Consider the following 18,801-nt stretch of genomic DNA (forward strand, 5'->3'; position numbering starts at 1 on the left):
GTCGTTAGGCAGACTTTTATTTTAACATGATTGTTCTAAAACAGCGAAGAAGAAGGGCTTAATTTTAGACTATTTGCAACCATATTCATACTGTTTGTACCAGAATAACAATTTCAGGAGAATGGTTCCTCGATTCATGTGAACGAAAGGAGTGAATGTCTGAAGGTCTGATTGGTTTTATACTGTACTTTATGAGGATAAAAATGGTTAAGACAATTGATTAATCTTCTTTTTTGGATAAGCAACGTTCACATTCAATAAAATGTGATTCCATTTTTTCTTTAATAACTTCCCCGCATTGTACACAAATTTTCGTTACCATACGTTTTTTCAAATGAATCTCCCCCATAATGTTATATTACAGAATATTATAATTAATGTTGTTATATAACACAATACGTAAAACAAAGAAAATTGTGAAATTTTTAAAATTTTTTCACTGAAATGGACGATGGTTTTAAGAAGAGCGTATGAATAATGAAGTAATCCACAATTAGATGTAATCACAAGTCATCTTCAAAAAGCATGGGGGAAGAAAACGATTACTTAGTCATACGATTCTAACGTTATAAAACTTGCTAGTATGTTAGCTGCATTATATACCAAAGTCAAACAATTCATAGGTAAAGATTTTCGATAGAGTTGGTAAGAAACTCCCACCTCTAAAGAATGTGTAGGTGGGAGAGGTTCATTAAAAAGCTTATTTCCAATGTTTTTCAATAAATTCATCCCGACCAGATTTTGCACGGTCTTCTTTATAAGCTTTCGGATTCTTTTTATAAAAGTGTTGATGATATTCTTCTGCAGGATAAAAGGTCGAAGCAGGTAAAATTTTTGTTACAATTGGTTTGTTAAACCGTCCGCTTTCTTCAATTTGTCGTTTCGATTCTTCAGCTAATTGCCTTTGTTCTTCCGTATGATAAAAAATCGCTGTACGATATTGCGGGCCACGGTCATGGAACTGTCCGCCATCGTCTGTTGGGTCAATTTGCGGCCAATATAATTCAAGAAGTTTTTTGTATGGAAATATTTCAGAATCATATGTAATTTGCACCGCTTCGTAATGACCCGATTCACCTGACTTTACTTGTTCATATGTAGGATTTTCAACATGGCCACCTGTATAACCAGAAACCACCTCGTGAATTCCAGGCAGTTCATCAAACGGTTGAACCATACACCAAAAACATCCCCCAGCAAATGTGGCTTTTTGTAGTGAACTCATCGATATATATACCTCCTTGTTTTCGGTATTTTACAGTATTTCACTATATTAAAGTCTATTATATTACGGATAACAGATGTAAATCTATTATTTTGATATATACCCGGTATGTAACTTTTGAAATTGCCCTCCGGTAAGTAACATCCCTATAATAGCCATGTAAACTATTTTTCTAAAAACTATGCTTTTCGTTTCCCAATCAAATATCCATCTCCCCCTACCTAAATAAAAAACAAGCTGAAGGGTCAGCTTGTTTAACGAACAGTAAAGGTAGCTGTTCTTGGATACGTTTCATCATAACAGGTTAACCATACTGTTAAAGTATACGTGCCAGGTTCGAGGTCAAAGGACATCATATGGGTAAAAGATTTGCCAGGGGCGAGTTTCAACATTCGAACGGCTTGGGTAAACATCTTGCCATCGGAATATCGTTCGATTAGTTCGCCATTTTCATTCCGAAGTTCATGCTCGAATGTTTGACCAGTCGGAAATGTAAATGCAACATACTTTTCGGATTGATTTTTGACTTCATACACAAATTGAATGGGGGATGTAATAGTTAGTTGAGTAAGTGTCGCTTCAATATCTCCAGCGACCTTCTCAGAAGATTCATTCATTGGATTCGTTTCCTCCTTGTCTAGCGATTGACAGCCAACCATAATCCATAAAACGAGATAAAAAAACATCCATTTTTTCATTGTTTCACCTCAAAAGGTAAGACGAATAAACTTCACATTAGTCACCTTCCTTTATCACATTTATTCCTGACTGAAGATAAACATATTATATGACGTCGTACGCTCGCAAAATTCGTAAGTTTTGTAACGTTAATATGCCTTGCCATTCTTTTTTGGCTTGTAGCCACTCTCTTTCAAATTGGCCCCACGACCATGTTGGTTCCCAATACCCTTCTGCATGTTGAGTTTCCTGAATGTATTTGAGATTAGAAGGAATGTATTCTGAAACGAGTTCATAAAAACGGGATGTAGGAGTAGGTGCAATTTGTATCGGTTGTAAACTATACGTGTCCCATTTAGTAGGATTTGTTTCCACACATGCTTTTATCATTGGAGTTAATTGTGCTTCTAATCGTAGTTGCCATTTTGATGGGAGTTTGTCCATTAACCGTAGGAAACATAAGAGTTCGTGAAATTCGTAGTTTTCTAATGAATAAAGGTAGTCTTCCACAAAAGGAAGCATGGATTCAGCCCATGTTCGATCCTCTTTTGTTCCGTATGTATAAAAGTAACCAATGATTTCAGCTGACGGATTTCCCCAATTTACGATTTCCTCTCGGTAATTCCACCAAGGCGCACGAGGGGCTTCATTTACATCTTTTGGTACAGACAGCCATCCGTTCAAATCTGCTTGATACGTTTTTCTCAAATAATTGAGAGCGTTTTCAATAATTGGAACAGGCTTTTTGTCTAAAAGATCGAACATTTGAAAGGCAATTGTTGTTGCCATGGGAGAAGAAGTAGAACACCGAAAATCTGGTTCTAATGCGTGGCCAAATCCGCCGTTTTTGTTTTGATAACGTTTTAACGTGTCAATAACCGTTTGAACAGAACCGCTTTCAAATAAATAGTGGAAAAGAGCTTGTTCGACCAGTCGGGCATTATTTTCAATAAATGATTTTCCTTTTTCATAAATCGTGGAACTCATTCGATCACCTCATATCATTATTTCTTACATTTATTATACATGAATGAATTGTTAAAAAGCGGAAACGGAATGGAATAAATAAGTAGTCATTTAGAAAAAAGGTGAGTTCTACAAATATATACTCACCTTTTTGACGGGTATAGACGTATAGATTGAATCACCTCGTATAACGATTTGCATAACTAAAGGCGGTGTACGATTCCGGTTTGATCCTGGCATCCATACCCATAGCTGTTATTCGCCCGACCATGTCTTGAATTAATTCTTTCGTTAACCCTTTTCGTCCGATGTCTAAATGAATTTCTATCGTTAAAGAAGCTCCTTTTTTTTCATACGGTACAATTAGTTCAGATAAACTTAATAAATGATCATCAGTAAATAAATACGCAATTTCCTGACTAAGGGACGTTTCAAGGGAAATTTTTTCACGGATGCTATCGATTGGACGAGGAATGATTAGCTTGCGAATACATCCCCACGCTCCTTTCCCTTTTCGATGAAGATGAATGGCGGTGATAAACCGTGTCTCTTTTTGATACGTTTGGGAATCAGAACCAATGGAGAGAACGTAGCAAGCGGTAGGATCCTGTAAAATAAATGACTGAATTTTTTGAAAAACGACATCAAATGTCATTACACCGTCACTCGTATTTGTAAAATTATACGAATTCATAGAATCGCTCCTTTTTAGAAAAATGCTATCAAGCTCTCATGTTGTCCTTATATTATTGTATGCACAATAGAGAGGGGGGATGAACGGTATGGGAAAAAGCGCTACCTAAAAAGGTAACGCTTAATTTCGTTTTCAACTAAAAAATAAAGTTTCGCAACGGGGCAATAAGGGCTAAGTACGTCTAAGGTATTCGAAAATCAGACAGACGCACAGTAAGGAAATGATTAATCGATGATGGAGAAACGAAGGTCAAAAAGCTCACATCCACCACAAAAAAATTACAACCGGAGCTTTGGAACCGACAATTTCTTCGAATCCTGACCACTAGTGCTGTTTTAGAAAGGTTAACAGGTCCATGTACGAAAGGGGTACACCCAATCCTAACACCAATGTTAATAGGTGATCATGTATTGATGAATCATTTCATTAAATCAATTGATGAAAACGATTTTCATGGTAATTTTCAAACCAATGAATGACATGGTCGATGATGGTTCTCGAAGCATTCGGTCTGTACATAGACGCAAGTGATTGTTTCATTTGTTGTTGTTTTTTTGGATCCTTTAGCACACGCAGAATGGTTGGGAGTAAGTCTTTTCCTGAAGAAACGATCACAGCTGCACGTTTTTGTTCAAAGTATCGGGCGTTTTCTTGTTCTTGACCAGGAACAGGTTTATATAGGATAAGTGGAGTGGTTGTGGCAGTGGCTTCTGTTAGTGTAATACCACCCGGTTTCGTTACCATCACTGTAGACAAGCGGAATAATTCATCGATTTGTTCTACAAATGGAAACACCCGCAGTCGATGTGGATAAAGGTGTTGTAAAGATGATAATTCCTCAGAAAGTTTTGTATTATGGCCACACACGACAACTATTTGTACGTCCGTTTCATGAATGAGTTGTTTACATGTTCGCTTCACATGTTTTAACAGCCCCTGTGCCCCGGCCAAAATCGTCACTATAGGATTGTTAGGAGACAACTTGTATCGTTTATATAAAATGTCCGAAGAAATAGGGAGTTCGAACGCAGGGCGAATTGGGATACCGCTAACAATAATTTTGTCACGGGGTACATATTTTTGAGCCAAGGCTTCCTTCAATTTAGGCGTTGCAACAAAATACCGATTAATATAAGGATGAACCCACATTTTATGCAGACAATAATCAGTTAGTACATTAAAAATCGGAAGTTGAAAACCGGAATATTGACGAAACTGTGGGACGACCATTAATGGAAACGTATTAATGATCATGTCCGGACTTTCTGTTTGTATGAGTGTTAATAATCGTTTGCGACCTACGTAATAATACCATTTCAATAACCGATGGTCGTTCCATTTATCAAGGCTATAGTAGAACATTTTATAAAGCGGTTGTCCATACGAAAAACATTTTAAATACAAATATTCCGTCATTTGGGTTAAAAAGGGATATGCTTCAGCTAATAAATTGGATACAGTAACTTGTGAAATTCCTTGGTATTTAGCTTCTTGACAAAGCGAATTGGCTACTTGAATATGCCCCGTTCCGAAACTAGCCGTCAAGATAAGAATGCGAGGTTCTCTCAACACGTTCCCCCCTTTTCCGTTATTACTTTTAAAGGTACCATATTTTTGTTAGGGAAAAATCAGGACAAGTTTTAGTATTTGAAAAAGATGTTAAAATTATGTAAAAAGTTCTATGTAGGTAAAATGATAAATGCTGATGGATAAAAGAACTTAAAAAGCTGACGTACATCAGAAAATAGTGATGTACATCAGCCGTAGAATCAAAATACATCCATTTTTATTTCTGTTTCCAAATTTCCATTATCGCACGTACGATTTCAACGCCTTGATAAAGAAATAAGTCAACTGCAGTTAATGAAAATGCGACGATAAGAAAATAGCGAATCCACATGATTCGTCCCTCCTTATTTTCATATTTCATTTGGAAGGACAATACAAACCACATTTCTCGATTGATAAAAGACGGCTAATAAAAAGTGAAAACGTAAATAAACAAAAAACGGAATAAAAATAATAAAAAAGCAAGAATGGACAAGGCAAATAATACATATATCAGGGGATATTGTAAAATCATCGGTTGTATCAAGTGTCTTTTCAGAAAGACTAATTAAAGTTTCTTCAAAGTCATACAGTATAGGGGTGAATGTGAATGAGCTGTCATAAGCAGAAACCAGATGGTATGAGATTAGGAAATGTATGAACCAGAATAACATTACGATTCACCCCTTTGTTAATCATTTTATCTATAAAACTCGTTAAATTCATTAAACAGTTACAGTAATTTTATGCAGATGACATAACCTTTTTCTTCGTTTTTTATATGATTTTTATTGCCTAATAAAAAGGAAGGATTAGAGAGATAAACGAATATAGAAAGAAGCGAACGATATATACTTTGGTGGCGATCAGGGACAAAAACCCTACCTAAAATGAACATATTCCATAAAAAGAAAAAAGCCAAATAAATGGAAATGCTCCATTGATGATGGATGGACTCGTCTAAAAATGAATGCTAAAGTACAAGTTAACAAAAAGAAGCGGCAATAAATGTCCGTATCTAACGATATCACTCTAATTTGAATAAAGATATCTTATTTTACCATTTTTTAAAGGGTGGGGAGCAAATAATTACTAAATAGAATGAAAGGGAAGAATAATGATGAAGTACATTGATAAAATTTACGCACTTCAACATCGTAGTCCTGGTATTTTTGGAGAAGATGAAGCAACGAAATATGCGATTTTTCTCCCTCTTATTAGAGTAAAAGAGGAAATTCATGTACTTTTTGAAGTTAGGGCTCATCATTTACGTCGACAGCCAGGAGAAATTTGTTTTCCTGGCGGGAAAATTGACAAGGTGGATGATCATGCGAAGGCAGCGGCCATTCGAGAAACGTTGGAAGAACTGAATTTGCACTCTAAAGATGTATCGATTGTAGCACCTCTAGATATAATGGTCGGGTATGGGCAAATCATAGAGCCATTTGTAGGGGAAATTTGTCAAGACGTGAACAACATTTTTCCAAATAAAGATGAAGTGGAAGAAATATTTACGGTCCCTTTGGATTATTTTATGGACACTAAACCAGAAAAATATCTTGTGGAGCTTCACCCTCATCCATCGGTCGATTTCCCATTCCACTACATTCCGAATGGGAAAAAGTATAATTGGCGGATGCGAGGAATAAAAGAATTATTTTATGAATATAACGGTCGAGTCATTTGGGGGCTTACAGCAAAAATTCTTTATCACTTTGTGCAGTTGGTGCAAAAATCGAAAAATAACAACTAATTGGTATAATTTGTATTCTCTCCCCATACGTTGAAAAGGGAATGCGAACGCTTTTATAAGGGGAGGAAACAAATTGAAGAAGTGGGTGGTTACAATTGTATTATTCTTTTTACTCTCAACCGTCTTTAAGGCACCTGTGTCTGCTGGGAAATTTTTTAACCCAGGAGCTGATGGAACACCAGGAACATGGTATGTTGGGGCCACGCCTGATCATCTCGACCCGAATGCACCGGTCATTCTCTTTGTTCAAGGGTTAAATAGCTCAGCACGTACATGGTTTGACAATAATGATATGTACGTAACCGCGTATAATGCAGGTTTTCAAACCGCATTTGTCGAGCTTTTTGATGCTGGTGGTACGTCGGAAGACATGTGGGACAACGGACAATTATTAGCCGAGTTAATTGAAGAGATTTATCAATACTTTGGTAAGCCACTTGTTCTAGTAACGCATAGTAAAGGGGGGATTGATGCCCAAACCGCATTAGTTCATTATGGAGTGTATCCCTATGTTTCAAATGTGATTACACTCAGTAGTCCTCATTTTGGGTCCGAATTAGCAGATTTAGCGTATAGCAGTTGGGCAGGGTGGTTAGCTGGTATTTTAGGGTCGAGAAGCGATGCAACGTATTCGCTACAAACATCGTATATGAATTATTTTCGTTCCATTACCGATCAGCATCCAAATGTAAATAAAAACAACTATTATACATTCGCCGGTACCAAATGGGGTTCATTTGGTTCTTCGTTATATTGGGGAGGATTGTATTTATCCCAGTACGGTCCAAACGATGGAGCCGTAACGGTGGAGAGCGCCTTCTTGCCAAATGGAACCATGGTGAAAGTGGGGGATTGGAATCATTTTACTATAAAAGAAGGATCGTCCACATTTTCTTTTTTTGCCCCGTATTTAACGACTTCTACTTCCATGGCTAGTGCGCAAATGGCGGCAGCTACAGTAGAGGATTTAACTATTACTGACCAAACATTAACAAGCGGCCAAATCATTCGTGGTGGTCCATTTAAAGAAGCAGGCATAGAAAGCTTTCTTGTGGAAAAAGGGGTTGAAACATTAACAATCAATTGGATGAGTGATGTCCCCGTTGATACTCTTGAGGTCATCGGTCCTAATGGGAAACGTGAAACTGTTACGGTGGAAAGAATAGAAGACAAAGGAATATTTGCAGGAGCATGGCACCACGTGGCAGTCCTCCAAAAACCAAATGCAGGAACATGGAAAGTATATGCTTCCGATGATGATGCACAAGCTTATCTTCTTGTCGTTTCCTTACAATCGGACATTTCAAATGACCTAGTTCTTCAAAATAAACACAGAAAAAAGATATGGAAACTTGAAACAAAACAGAAGAAAGTAAGAGAAAAAGAAACAAAAGCCACATATTCGGTAGACTTTACCCCTTATCAAAACGGACAATCGATAAAAAATCGAAAAAAATTAAAAATAAAGGAACCAATATCTATTGCTAGTGAAATCACCCTTCCAACGGTTACTGAGGCAGGAACGTATCAAATAACCGTTGAGATTAAAGGAAAAACAAAAGACGGATATCCATTTGAACGAACACTTCTAAAATCCGTTTATAAAGATGAATATGGTAATTTCTATTAACACAGCCATCCAATATTTGGCTGTTTTTGTTTTGAATGGTAGAAAAAACTACCATCTAGAAAAATATTTGATAATATAAAATTGTGCGAAAAAAAGGAAAGGCGAGTGAACATGAGTCTTTATCAATCAGAGATTCAATTAAGCTTTTATCGATCAATGTACAAAAAGGAATTGCTTGCATTTGAATTACTTCCTGAACAAAAACGGTTTACCGCCCTTCCAAACTACTGGATACAAAATAAATCGAAAGAAGGGCAATGGTATCCGATTGTCATTTTACAAGGAAGCTCCCCAGTCGGGTTTTTTGTGTTAGATGAAGGAGAGGACGTAAAAACATATACCTCACGTCCAAATAGCATGCTTCTTCGTTCGTTTTCGGTTCATCTTCCACACCAAGGAAAAGGCTATGCAAAAATAGCCCTTCATCTTCTAGTATCATTTGTTGATACACACTTTCCACACATTGAAGAAATCGTGTTAGGTGTGAATGAAAACAATCATGCCGCCCTCCGCTTGTATCAATCTTGCGGATTTATCGATCAAGGGAATCGAGTGTTTGGACGTCAAGGGTGGCAATATGTTCTTCATTTTTCATTAAAAAATGAACAGTAGATAAATTCGGAGAGGTACTAACATGAACGTAAAAACCCAATTTTTGAAACAAGTAGGAGGGCGCATGATGACGATGAAGAATTCGATATTGATGGTCTATGCTGTAATTGTTATCTTATCGGCGTGTAGTCAACAAACAATGTCCTTTGAAGGGATAAGCGAGCATTGGCACGTCAATGTAACAGTTGTACAGAATGGAGGGCAAATCGAAAATGACATTGTGATGACCTATGTTGGAGAAAAACATGAACCTATAACAAAAATAATGTATGAATTCGAAGGGCCAATGTCCCAAATAGGTGGAGAACCACAAGTGAACGAGGAAGGAATAGTACATGTGGAACATACATTGAATTCCAAGGTATTTTCAGAGGATATGATCGTCACTATTAAATGGAATGGGCAGGAAGAATCGTTTCCTTTAGTAAAAAAATAGAACGACAAACATAAATAGGTAATTTTTGAAACATTTTTCAAAGTTTGTTCGTAATACATAGTAGAAACAGCGGAAAGGGGAGATCAGAATGAACGAAAAAGGTTGTATTAAATGCGGATCGCGTGATGCGGGACAAAAGGAAGTCGCAATGACCGGAACCGGGCTTTCGAAAATGTTTGATATTCAACATAATCGGTTCGTTGTGGTATATTGTCGCAATTGTGGTTACTCCGAGTTTTATAACAAAGATGCTTCTGTAGGATCCAATATTCTTGACTTTTTCTTTGGGGGATAAAACACAAGGTATGTAGATTTACGCTTGGAACAAATCTCCAGGCGTTTTATTTTTAAAGTAAGTTTAGGGTGTTCTATTCATTCATTCACAAGTGGTGCTTAACAGTAGTGTTACGTGCAAAAAGACTTTTTTGAATAAAAGCGTTTTAAGATGCGATGAGGTTTCAAGGTGTAAATCTTTTTAATTTAGTTCAAAAGTACCAATTTAGTGCATAATCTTGTAAACTGGTGCAAAAAAGGTGAATGGTCAAGATATTATTGTTTCAATATTTTTGAATTAATACGATAGGTAGTTAGTTTATTATCATAAAAGAAAAAAATGTGCTTTTAAAAAGTAAAACGGACACTATTCATGTCCGTTTTTACAAAATTCCAATGAAACTATTACTCTTGTACTTCTTTTTTCCAAAAGCCCACCATAAAAGCGGTTACAAATGAACCAATTAAAATGGCAAGAACATATAACCATGCACTACCTGTAACAATTGGAATCACAAATGCACCTCCATGTGGGGCAGGTAATCCAATTCCAAACATCATCGTTAAGGCACCGGCAACTGCTGAACCAACAATAATAGATGGGATGACGCGTCCTGGGTCAGCCGCTGCAAATGGAATCGCCCCTTCTGTGATAAAAGAAGCTCCCATAATGTAACAAGTTTTTCCTGCTTCACGTTCTGCTATAGTAAATTTTTTCTTAAACATGGTAGTAGCTAACGCTAAACCAAGTGGAGGAACCATACCACCAGCCATAATCGCCGCATGTGGAGCATAGTTGCCTGCATCAATCATCGCAATCCCGAATGTAAAAGCAGCTTTATTAATCGGACCGCCCATGTCAACAGCCATCATTCCACCTAGAATTAACCCTAAAAGGACTAGGTTGCCAGTCCCTAAACCTTCTAACCAAACTTTTAACCCATCATTTAATGCTTTCACAGGGTCAATGACGATATACATCATGATCAGTCCTGTAATTAAAATACCAAATAGCGGATAAAGAAGAACCGGTTTAATTCCTTCTAAGGAAGGAGGTAATACGCTAAAGATACGTTTCAATCCAAGAACTAAATAACCTGCAAGAAAACCGGCGATTAATCCTCCTAGGAAACCGGCACCACCTGTAGCGGCCATAAATCCACCGACCATCCCTGGAGCAAATCCTGGACGGTCCGCAATGCTCATTGCAATAAATCCAGCTAACACAGGAATCATAAGTCCAAATGCATTCCCGCCACCTATTGTCATTAATGCTTCGGCGATTGGGTGATAAGATGGGTCATTGGGGTCAAAGGCTTTAATGCCGAAGATGAATGAAATCGCAATTAAAATACCGCCTCCAACAACAAATGGAAGCATATTGGACACACCATTCATTAAGTGTTTGTAAAAACCTTTTCGTTCTCCAAATGTATTAGCTGAATTTGATTGATTTCCTGAACCATGGTATATTGGTGCATCTTTCTTTAAAGCCCGGTGAATTAATTCTTCTGGTTTTCTTATTGCTTGTGAAACTGGGACTTGAATGACTGGTTTACCAGCAAAACGGTCCATTTCTACTTGCTTATCGGCTGCAACGATGATCGCAATCGCCTCATCAATATCTTGTTGCGTCAACGCATTTTTTACACCTGTTGAGCCATTCGTTTCTACTTTTAAGTTCACATTCAGTTCTTTTGCTTTCGCTTTTAGGGCATCTGCAGCCATGTACGTATGTGCAATCCCCGTAGGGCAGGCGGTAACCGCTAAAATTTTTCCTGATGTTGACTTTGTTGAAGTATCTTCATTCGGTACCTTATCATTTTCCTCATACTCATGAATGGTTTGAATAATGTCATCAGCCGTTTGTGCCGTTTCCAGTTTATGACGAAAAGATGGATCCATTAATAAAGTTGACAGGCGAGATAGGGTTTCTAAATGTGCATTATGTGCTCCTTCTGAAGCGGCAATCATAAAAAATAAGTGACTCGGCTTACCGTCTAAAGATTCAAAATCAATCCCTTCTTTTGAGCGGCCAAAAACAATTGCTGACTGTTTAACGGCTTTCGATTTTGCGTGTGGGATGGCAATTCCTTCACCAATTCCGGTTGTACTTTGAGCTTCCCTTGCTAAAATTGCTTTTTTAAATGCCACATCATCATCAAGCTTTCCAGCTTTTGCGAGGGTACGAATCATTTCATCGATGACGGCTTCTTTCGTAGTGCCCCGTAAATCTAAAATGATTGTATCTTTTGTTATTAAATCGGTAAATCTCACATTAAAAACCTCCTTACGAAATGGATTTTATATGGATGCTGGATAAAAGCCGATCGGTTTCGTCCTTCGTACATAAATCTTCTGAAAAAGCAGTGGCAGTTCCAGCGCTAACTCCGTATTGAAAAGCTTTCATCCAATCTTTGTCTTGAATAAATGAGGCTAGAAAGCCAGCTACCGTTGAATCGCCGGCACCAACAGTATTGATGACGTTACCATTTGGAACCGTCGCCACGAATTGATGCTTTTCATTAATAAAAACTGCTCCATTTCCCCCCATTGATACGATGACATTGGATGCGCCTTCTTGTAATAGTTTTTTTCCATACGAGATGGCATCTTGAACAGTTTCAATAGCAACATGAAACATATCACCTAACTCATGGTGGTTAGGTTTAACTAAAAATGGACGAAAGGGAAGAAGTTTTTTTAATATAGGTCCTGTTGTATCAACGATAAAAGGAATATTTCGTTCCGTGCAAAGTAACGCTATTTCTTCATAAAATTGTGCGGGAATCGAAGGTGGTAGACTCCCTGATACCACTAGGACATCGTTTTTCGTTAACGATTCAATTTTTTTTAAAAACTGTTTTTGTTTTTCTTTTGATATAGTTGGTCCAACTCCATTAATTTCGGTTTCTTGAGCATCTTTAAGCTTAATATTGATTCGTGTTGGCTCATCAACTTCAATGAATTGAACTGGAATTTGTTCTTGTGTTAGTGCCTGCTTAATGAAGGTTCCAGTAAAACCACCAGCAAAGCCCAAAACGACACTATTGATTCCGAAGCGCATAAGCACTCGTGAGACGTTAATTCCTTTTCCACCAGGGGAAAAAATCGTTTGTTCCGCACGATTTAACGTGCCAACTTGTAAGTGTTGAATTCGTACGTAATAATCAATAGAAGGATTTAAAGTCACGGTATAGATCATGATGTTTTCACAACCTTTATTACAGTTTTTTTCATCCAGTCTTCATACATGTCTTGGTCTATTTCACTCGTAATGATGGTTGCTTCATGTAAATCGGCAATTTTAGAAAATGTAAATTCATTAAATTTCGAATGATCAGCTAGTATAAAAGCCTTTTCGGAAAGGTGAATGGCTAATTTTTTTACAGTAGCTTCTTCAGGGTCTGGTGTTGTGTAACCGTAATCGAGATGAATGCCGTTGACCCCCATAAACGCTTTATCAAACCGATAGGCTTGTAAACCTTCTTGTGCACCACGACCAATCAGTGCTCGAGTTTTTGATTTTACATAACCACCTGTTACATACGTTTCGATTTGGTGTTCTAAAAGTGCTTCCAAATGGGTTAAACCATTCGTCACAACCTTAATATTTTTCGCTGAAATAAATGGAATCATTTGAAACGTAGTCGTCCCAGCATCTAGATAAATACAATCTCCTTCTTGAATTAGATTTGCTGCATATTGAGCGATTTTTTGTTTTTCTTCTAAATTCTTCGTTGATTTTTCAAGGATGCTTAATTCGATGCCACGTTGATGTAATAGTGAGGCCCCACCATGAACACGTTTTAACTTTCTTTCTTTCTCTAGTTGACTTAAGTCGCGTCGAATGGTGGATTCTGATGATGAAGTCGCTTCCACAAATTCTTGTATTTTCACCACTTCTTTTCGTTGTAATAGCTCTAAGATAATGCGATGTCTCTCTGGAGTTAGCATGTTTCCACCTCTTAATAAAAAGAAACCAAATTTGACTTTAATTATATTGAAAGCATTTTCAAAAATCAATCATTTTTAATCAAAAACTACCAAAAAAAATCAAATTACACTCATTATCAATCATAAACTATCAAATTCTATAGACAAGGGAAAAAACAAATTTTATAATTTCTATCTTTTGTAATAAAATAGGATTAATCATCAATCCAATTTCTGGAGGGAGTTTGATATGAAAATAAGGCGAGCAACTATTGCAGATGCTGAACAAATAGCAAAAGTTCATGTAGATAGTTGGTGAACGACTTATAAAGGAATACTTTCAGAAGACTTCTTACAATCGTTATCCTATGAAGCAAGAGCGAAAAGATGGGAAGAAATTATCTCCAATTCAACAGGTGGGTCAGTGTTTGTCGCAGAAAATGAACACGGGGACATTGTTGGATTTGCGAATGGTGGCAAGGAACGATCCGGGAAGTTACCCCTATGACGGGGAATTGTATGCCATCTATCTGCTAGAAAACTATCAAAGGCAAGGGATTGGAAATCAGCTAGTCCGACATGTTGTCTAAGAGCTTCATACATTTAATATCTTTTCCTTATTTGTCTGGGTATTAGAAGATATTCCATCGCGTTTCTTTTATTATTAAAGGTCAAGAGATCCAATCAGGTTCACTCACCTATCAAAATGGTGAACTAACGTTTGGAGAAGTTATGGAATAGTATTAAGTTGAAAGGAATGAAACTTGTGCGACTCACAGGAAGATTAGTCACGATTCGAACGATTGAAGACCATGATATACCGATTCTTTGGAAATTTATTCATGACACGAAAGATCCTGAATGGAAGAAATGGGATGCACCGTATTTTCCACTAGAACACAAGACGTTAGAAGAGTTTACACGAAATTTAAAACAGCAACTTACGTCAGAACCAGTCCCTCCACGTGCTGTCATTGAAGTCAATAACACTGTCATAGGAACGGTGTCTTATTATTGGGAACACAAGGCATCTAAATGGTTAGAAGTAGGTATTGTCATTTATGATCCATCCTATTGGAACGGTGGGTATGGAACAGATGCCCTAAAATTGTGGATTGATTACTTATTTAACGAGATGCCGCTCGTTCGAATTGGCTTAACGACATGGTCCGGAAATAAACGAATGATTCGCTGTGCAGAAAAAGTAGGCATGAAAATGGAAGGAAGAATTCGAAAGTGCCGCTATTGGAACGGGGAGTGGTATGATTCGATTCGTATGGGACTGCTACGTGAAGAGTGGGAGCAGAATCAAAACCCCTGTCCTCAAAAAAACTGGAAATTACGTCTCATTTGGATTGTCCCGAATCTTCTTTTTTATATTGCTTGTTTTGTATTAACTATTTGGGTAGTCGCAAATAAAGACGGATTGCAAGAGATCAATCGTCTATCAATCTATGTATTTATTTTGCTGGCTCTCTTTTTTGTTTCTGTTTTATCAACCAGTCGGATCATTTCATGGATTAAAGAAGGAAAAATGTAATACATACAACAACGAATAGGAAGCGAGAGATATTAAATGATTCAATATCCATTTTTCAAGATGATTACACGGTAGAGGATGTGTACCCTGATCTTGAGGAAGAACTTCAAATTCCTATTGTTTATGATCGACTACGGTCACGTTCCGCCACAAATGACGTTTATCAACGGAGCCATGTGAAAATGGAAAAGGTGTTATCAGACAGCATTTTATTTAACACGCTAAAATATTCAGATAGGAAAGGAAATTTTAATGCACCATGGAGCCGGAATGCAAGTAGGAGATGTGTTTTTTCAATTCATGATATTTATTTTAGGTTTAGGGATGTTTATCGTTCCCGTCGTACTCATTATTTATGTCATCATTGATTATCAAAAAAGATTAAAGCGGATAAAAGTAGACCAATTAATGGACGAATTGAGAAAACAACGATGAAATAGGCTCGCTATGTTGACGAGAAAAATTTTGACCGAATTAGAGAAGATAATTGGGAGTTTAGAAATCTTTTTTTGGTGCTTGGTTTGTGCTGAGATGTTCGAGACATACAGTTGTTAAATTTTATAGAATCATAGTTTGGAGGATTATATATGGAGCATCGTCATTTGTTTTTGTTTGGCGGAAGCCCCCCTTTTACCCAAAAACTTGGTCATTTGTTTTCATCGATTGTCCAACAACGAAAAGGAAGGGTCGGTATCCTTTTTGTTGAACGAGATGGTTGGGAAGCGTATATGCAAAAGTATACATCCGTATTACAACAATTTGGAATTGAGGACTTTTATTACTTTCCACTCTCACAACAAAAGCTATCCAATTTTGAACTGGAAAGGTTACGTGCATGTTCAGGAATAGTGATCGGAGGAGGAAATACCGAACTTTATCAAAAACGGATGGTGAGGACGAATATTGGAGATATCGTAAAGTCCATGTATCAAAAAGGTATACCTGTAGCAGGGTTTTCTGCAGGTGCTTTGATTAGCCCAGTTCATTGTGTCATTCCGCCTATTGATAATGAGTTAAATCAACATTTGTTTTTAGAAGGATTGGGATTGATTTCGAATGCTGTCGTAAGTGTCCATTTTACCAAATGGAAGGAAAAAGAGAATCTTCTTACAGCGATGGAACGAACCAACGTGTCGGTAGGGTACGGAATTGATGATGAATCAGGAATTTATTTTACCAATGAACAATATGTTCAGCATGAGGGTAACGTGTACACCTTTAAGTCCATTCGCAGATAAGGTAAGAAGATTTTGATTTTAAGAATCATTTCAATTAGTTTTGTGGGTTTACATAATAAGAAAAGGAATAAAACAATTAGGAGATTTTTCTCGTCTACTCTAATATAAGTTAATGGTGGAGAATAATGAAGAAATTCATTTTTTCATGTGTAGCAAATGGTTGTGCTTCGGATGTACATCTAACAATGATGACCAGTCAGTTAGTAAGCCGAATCCACTGATTTATAGTGAAACTAGAGAGAATATTTATTTTACCATTTGGGTAAATCAGAAAGAATTTACTTTGGAAGATGAAATTATTGTAAAAGCATCGGCAACTAATGTTGGGGAAAAAAGTGCGATATACGCTGCTGGGAGTTCAACTTGTGTAACCCATTTAAGGATTCAAATTGTTTCAAAGGAAACAAACCGTTCTTTACCGGTTAAGCCTTTAGAGATCATGGCCTGTACAGACGATTTACATGTTGAATAATTAGAACCAAATGAAACGATTCACGAAGAACTTATTTTTTTACTTAGAATCCCAAAAAGTTTTCCAAAGAGCTTCTTTCATCATCGAATGAAATGTATGAAGTGACAGAGTCGTTTCGTCTAATGGAAAAAGATGGGAAGAGTCTAAACGAATTTCGACACATATAACCATAAATGGAACTAATTTTTAAAAAGGATCACAACGAATACCATAAACATAAAAAAAGATTGGGGCAATGAAACAACTAAAAGTAGATTAATGGAAAAGCCGTATTTACCCGAAGTTATTTTTTTACGGCCCTTTGGTATGTAGTAACTGGTGTAGTATTGTTAATCGATGATTACCTTAAAAGGAAATGGAATATTTAATACATTTTTAAAAAACCGGGCTTACTCCATGGAGTTGGCCCGGGTTTTTTCTATCATGATTTTTGGTTTACGGTTAGTAAAATAAATGCCGACTAAGATAATGAAAAGACCTAGGAGTAAATGCTGGGTGATCGGTTCCTTCATCAGGACGTAGCCCCACATAATGGCGGTTACAGGAATTAAATACGTTACAGTTGTCGCAAATTCGGGGCTTCCTTCTATCATTAAAAAGTAGAAAAGAAGATACGCAATACCTGAACCGAAGCATCCTAGTCCGATGATAGAAAGAATAACGGTACCGTTGAATTCCATTTGAATCGGAATCGTATTTGTCACAATCATTCCGACTAAACCGGTCAAGGTACCAACCAGTAACGTACAGGTGGAGATTAATAGGACGTGCATTTGTTGTAAGTATTGTTTCGCATATTGGGAAGCAAATCCGTAACAAAGCGTGGCTAACACCATCGTCCCCATCCCGATAAAGTTTTCACCGAGAATCATATGAATCTGAAATTCTGTTAAAATAAGAATTCCGCAAAATCCTAACAAAATCCCCATCCATTGTTGGCGAGTTAGCTTCTTTGAAAAGAAAAGAAATCCGATTAGTCCTGTAAAGATTGGTGTTAAAGCGTTTAATACGGATGCGGTGCTTGTATGTATTTGCGTCTCACTTAATGCAATGAGTCCCCATGGGAGTCCAGCATTAAATAGACCAACGATGATGACATGTCTCCATTGAAAAGTACTTGCAATTTGCTTTCTTTTCCACCACAAGAGGGGGAGAAGAATCAGAATTCCTGCTAAACATCGAAAAAAGACGGTTCCCCACACCCCAGCAGCATCTGTTATCCACTTAATAAACACAAACGACATTCCCCATATGAGGCTCAGTCCAATTAACGCACTATATAACCGCATCATTTTCACTCCTTAACTCTCTATTTATTATGCATCAAAGATGTGCAATGTCTTTCTTAAATTTTTTATACATGTTTATTGGTTAGTAAGTAATAAATAAAATTTACAACTAAATCCATCTTTTGACAAGTAATGTTTTTTGAAATTGGGGACAGTCCCTCACTGTTTTAAAACTTTAAAGTATTGAGGGACTGTCCCCAAAGCCTAAAAAGAAAGAAGAGGATGATTGAGAAATGGATTTTTTTTATGACGTCCCCCTAATAAAAAAATAATCTATCATTTCTTTCGATAATATCTTCCAATTTCCTTTCATTACCTTAAAATAGAAGAGGGTTGGTTGTATGGCGTGAAAAATTTGAAATTTGTGGCACAGATGATTTCATCTGTTTGCGAATTTATAGATTTAATACATAGGCTCTACCCTGAAAAAATTGTGGATAACATTTACTGTTATTTCATTCATCAATGTGCCAATTATTATTGGCATGGGTGTCTGTTAAACGATACTGTT

19 protein-coding genes and 2 pseudogenes are annotated in these 18,801 nt (G+C 37.0%); 11 read left to right on the plus strand and 10 right to left on the minus strand.

Annotated features, from left to right (window positions below):
- Positions 1-220: 220 nt before the first annotated feature.
- The 6 genes from yhfH to ABES52_RS02505 all read right to left on the minus strand — a co-directional run bounded on the left by yhfH (position 221) and on the right by ABES52_RS02505 (position 5,132).
- Positions 221-334, minus strand: a complete 114-nt coding sequence (yhfH, locus tag ABES52_RS02480) for a protein YhfH (RefSeq protein WP_429648597.1) — start codon at positions 332-334, stop codon at positions 221-223.
- 366 nt (positions 335-700) lie between these two features.
- Positions 701-1,225, minus strand: a complete 525-nt coding sequence (gene msrA / locus ABES52_RS02485; protein WP_429648599.1) for a peptide-methionine (S)-S-oxide reductase MsrA — start codon at positions 1,223-1,225, stop codon at positions 701-703.
- A gap of 254 nt (positions 1,226-1,479) precedes the next feature.
- Positions 1,480-1,923 carry a BsuPI-related putative proteinase inhibitor gene (locus ABES52_RS02490; protein WP_429648601.1) on the minus strand — a complete coding sequence of 148 codons (444 nt, stop codon included), beginning with the start codon at positions 1,921-1,923 and terminating at the stop codon, positions 1,480-1,482.
- Between the two features lie 85 nt (positions 1,924-2,008).
- A complete protein-coding gene (locus tag ABES52_RS02495; RefSeq protein ID WP_429648603.1) occupies positions 2,009-2,890 on the minus strand; it encodes a hypothetical protein in 882 nt (293 codons plus the stop codon).
- A gap of 157 nt (positions 2,891-3,047) precedes the next feature.
- Positions 3,048-3,563, minus strand: a complete 516-nt coding sequence (locus tag ABES52_RS02500; RefSeq protein ID WP_429648605.1) for a ribonuclease H-like YkuK family protein — start codon at positions 3,561-3,563, stop codon at positions 3,048-3,050.
- A gap of 426 nt (positions 3,564-3,989) precedes the next feature.
- Positions 3,990-5,132, minus strand: coding sequence for an MGDG synthase family glycosyltransferase (locus tag ABES52_RS02505; protein WP_429648607.1), 1,143 nt, complete (start codon positions 5,130-5,132; stop codon positions 3,990-3,992).
- A 1,099-nt stretch (positions 5,133-6,231) separates the two neighbouring features.
- On the opposite strand from ABES52_RS02505, the gene ABES52_RS02510 reads away from it, so the two are divergent.
- From ABES52_RS02510 to ABES52_RS02530, 5 genes are all read left to right on the plus strand, one after another.
- Positions 6,232-6,864: an NUDIX hydrolase gene (locus ABES52_RS02510; protein ID WP_429648609.1), complete on the plus strand. Its 633-nt coding sequence runs from the start codon at positions 6,232-6,234 to the stop codon at positions 6,862-6,864.
- A gap of 73 nt (positions 6,865-6,937) precedes the next feature.
- The gene (locus tag ABES52_RS02515) at positions 6,938-8,494 is read left to right on the plus strand and encodes an esterase/lipase family protein (RefSeq protein WP_429648611.1); all 1,557 of its coding nucleotides are present in this window, start codon (positions 6,938-6,940) and stop codon (positions 8,492-8,494) included.
- A gap of 111 nt (positions 8,495-8,605) precedes the next feature.
- Positions 8,606-9,106 (plus strand): GNAT family N-acetyltransferase, encoded by a 501-nt coding sequence (locus ABES52_RS02520; RefSeq protein ID WP_429648613.1) that lies wholly within the window; start codon positions 8,606-8,608, stop codon positions 9,104-9,106.
- 67 nt (positions 9,107-9,173) lie between these two features.
- Positions 9,174-9,542: a hypothetical protein gene (locus ABES52_RS02525; RefSeq protein WP_429648615.1), complete on the plus strand. Its 369-nt coding sequence runs from the start codon at positions 9,174-9,176 to the stop codon at positions 9,540-9,542.
- A gap of 88 nt (positions 9,543-9,630) precedes the next feature.
- The gene (locus tag ABES52_RS02530) at positions 9,631-9,837 is read left to right on the plus strand and encodes a zinc ribbon domain-containing protein (RefSeq protein ID WP_429648617.1); all 207 of its coding nucleotides are present in this window, start codon (positions 9,631-9,633) and stop codon (positions 9,835-9,837) included.
- A 383-nt stretch (positions 9,838-10,220) separates the two neighbouring features.
- On the opposite strand, the gene ABES52_RS02535 is transcribed toward ABES52_RS02530, so the two are convergent.
- Genes ABES52_RS02535 through ABES52_RS02545 form a run of 3 tightly spaced genes read right to left on the minus strand, consistent with a single transcriptional unit; the run spans position 10,221 to position 13,772 of the window.
- Positions 10,221-12,092, minus strand: coding sequence for a PTS fructose transporter subunit IIABC (locus ABES52_RS02535; protein ID WP_429648619.1), 1,872 nt, complete (start codon positions 12,090-12,092; stop codon positions 10,221-10,223).
- A 13-nt stretch (positions 12,093-12,105) separates the two neighbouring features.
- Complete coding sequence (gene pfkB / locus ABES52_RS02540; protein WP_429648621.1) at positions 12,106-13,020, minus strand: 1-phosphofructokinase; 915 nt, start codon at positions 13,018-13,020, stop codon at positions 12,106-12,108.
- Positions 13,017-13,772: a DeoR/GlpR family DNA-binding transcription regulator gene (locus ABES52_RS02545; protein WP_429648623.1), complete on the minus strand. Its 756-nt coding sequence runs from the start codon at positions 13,770-13,772 to the stop codon at positions 13,017-13,019. The genes pfkB and ABES52_RS02545 overlap by 4 nt, the downstream gene beginning before the upstream one ends.
- A 407-nt stretch (positions 13,773-14,179) precedes the next feature.
- Here ABES52_RS02545 and ABES52_RS02550 point away from each other — a divergent pair, with 407 nt between their 5' ends.
- From ABES52_RS02550 to ABES52_RS02575, 6 genes and pseudogenes are all read left to right on the plus strand, one after another.
- Positions 14,180-14,341, plus strand: a complete 162-nt coding sequence (locus ABES52_RS02550) for a GNAT family N-acetyltransferase (RefSeq protein WP_429648625.1) — start codon at positions 14,180-14,182, stop codon at positions 14,339-14,341.
- Between the two features lie 167 nt (positions 14,342-14,508).
- A pseudogene (locus ABES52_RS02555) lies at positions 14,509-15,057 on the plus strand (GNAT family N-acetyltransferase); the annotation flags it as partial.
- Between the two features lie 293 nt (positions 15,058-15,350).
- A pseudogene (locus ABES52_RS02560) lies at positions 15,351-15,508 on the plus strand (LD-carboxypeptidase); the annotation flags it as partial.
- A 35-nt stretch (positions 15,509-15,543) separates the two neighbouring features.
- The gene (locus ABES52_RS02565) at positions 15,544-15,726 is read left to right on the plus strand and encodes a hypothetical protein (protein ID WP_429648627.1); all 183 of its coding nucleotides are present in this window, start codon (positions 15,544-15,546) and stop codon (positions 15,724-15,726) included.
- A gap of 152 nt (positions 15,727-15,878) precedes the next feature.
- Entirely contained in the window at positions 15,879-16,529 is a 651-nt protein-coding gene (locus tag ABES52_RS02570; protein WP_429648629.1) for a Type 1 glutamine amidotransferase-like domain-containing protein, read from the plus strand.
- Between the two features lie 145 nt (positions 16,530-16,674).
- On the plus strand, positions 16,675-17,001 hold the full coding sequence (locus ABES52_RS02575) for a hypothetical protein (protein WP_429648631.1): 327 nt from the start codon (positions 16,675-16,677) through the stop codon (positions 16,999-17,001).
- 389 nt (positions 17,002-17,390) lie between these two features.
- Here ABES52_RS02575 and ABES52_RS02580 read toward each other — a convergent pair whose 3' ends face one another.
- Positions 17,391-18,290 (minus strand): DMT family transporter, encoded by a 900-nt coding sequence (locus tag ABES52_RS02580; protein WP_429648633.1) that lies wholly within the window; start codon positions 18,288-18,290, stop codon positions 17,391-17,393.
- Between the last annotated feature and the right edge of the window lie 511 nt (positions 18,291-18,801).

It is taken from the genome of Aeribacillus pallidus, from assembly GCF_050478865.1.
GTDB lineage: Bacteria > Bacillota > Bacilli > Bacillales > JACDOC01 > JACDOC01.

What these genes read in the sequence shown, in the direction of transcription:
- ABES52_RS02545 (WP_429648623.1), bottom strand. Translation starts at nt 13,772, where the DNA reads ATGCTAACTCCAGAGAGACATCGCATTATCTTAGAGCTATTACAACGA.
- ABES52_RS02570 (WP_429648629.1), top strand. Translation starts at nt 15,879, where the DNA reads ATGGAGCATCGTCATTTGTTTTTGTTTGGCGGAAGCCCCCCTTTTACC.
- ABES52_RS02495 (WP_429648603.1), bottom strand. Translation starts at nt 2,890, where the DNA reads ATGAGTTCCACGATTTATGAAAAAGGAAAATCATTTATTGAAAATAAT.
- ABES52_RS02530 (WP_429648617.1), top strand. Translation starts at nt 9,631, where the DNA reads ATGAACGAAAAAGGTTGTATTAAATGCGGATCGCGTGATGCGGGACAA.
- ABES52_RS02510 (WP_429648609.1), top strand. Translation starts at nt 6,232, where the DNA reads ATGAAGTACATTGATAAAATTTACGCACTTCAACATCGTAGTCCTGGT.
- ABES52_RS02575 (WP_429648631.1), top strand. Translation starts at nt 16,675, where the DNA reads ATGTGTAGCAAATGGTTGTGCTTCGGATGTACATCTAACAATGATGAC.
- ABES52_RS02525 (WP_429648615.1), top strand. Translation starts at nt 9,174, where the DNA reads ATGACGATGAAGAATTCGATATTGATGGTCTATGCTGTAATTGTTATC.
- ABES52_RS02580 (WP_429648633.1), bottom strand. Translation starts at nt 18,290, where the DNA reads ATGCGGTTATATAGTGCGTTAATTGGACTGAGCCTCATATGGGGAATG.
- ABES52_RS02490 (WP_429648601.1), bottom strand. Translation starts at nt 1,923, where the DNA reads ATGAAAAAATGGATGTTTTTTTATCTCGTTTTATGGATTATGGTTGGC.
- pfkB (WP_429648621.1), bottom strand. Translation starts at nt 13,020, where the DNA reads ATGATCTATACCGTGACTTTAAATCCTTCTATTGATTATTACGTACGA.
- ABES52_RS02565 (WP_429648627.1), top strand. Translation starts at nt 15,544, where the DNA reads ATGCACCATGGAGCCGGAATGCAAGTAGGAGATGTGTTTTTTCAATTC.
- msrA (WP_429648599.1), bottom strand. Translation starts at nt 1,225, where the DNA reads ATGAGTTCACTACAAAAAGCCACATTTGCTGGGGGATGTTTTTGGTGT.
- ABES52_RS02500 (WP_429648605.1), bottom strand. Translation starts at nt 3,563, where the DNA reads ATGAATTCGTATAATTTTACAAATACGAGTGACGGTGTAATGACATTT.
- ABES52_RS02520 (WP_429648613.1), top strand. Translation starts at nt 8,606, where the DNA reads ATGAGTCTTTATCAATCAGAGATTCAATTAAGCTTTTATCGATCAATG.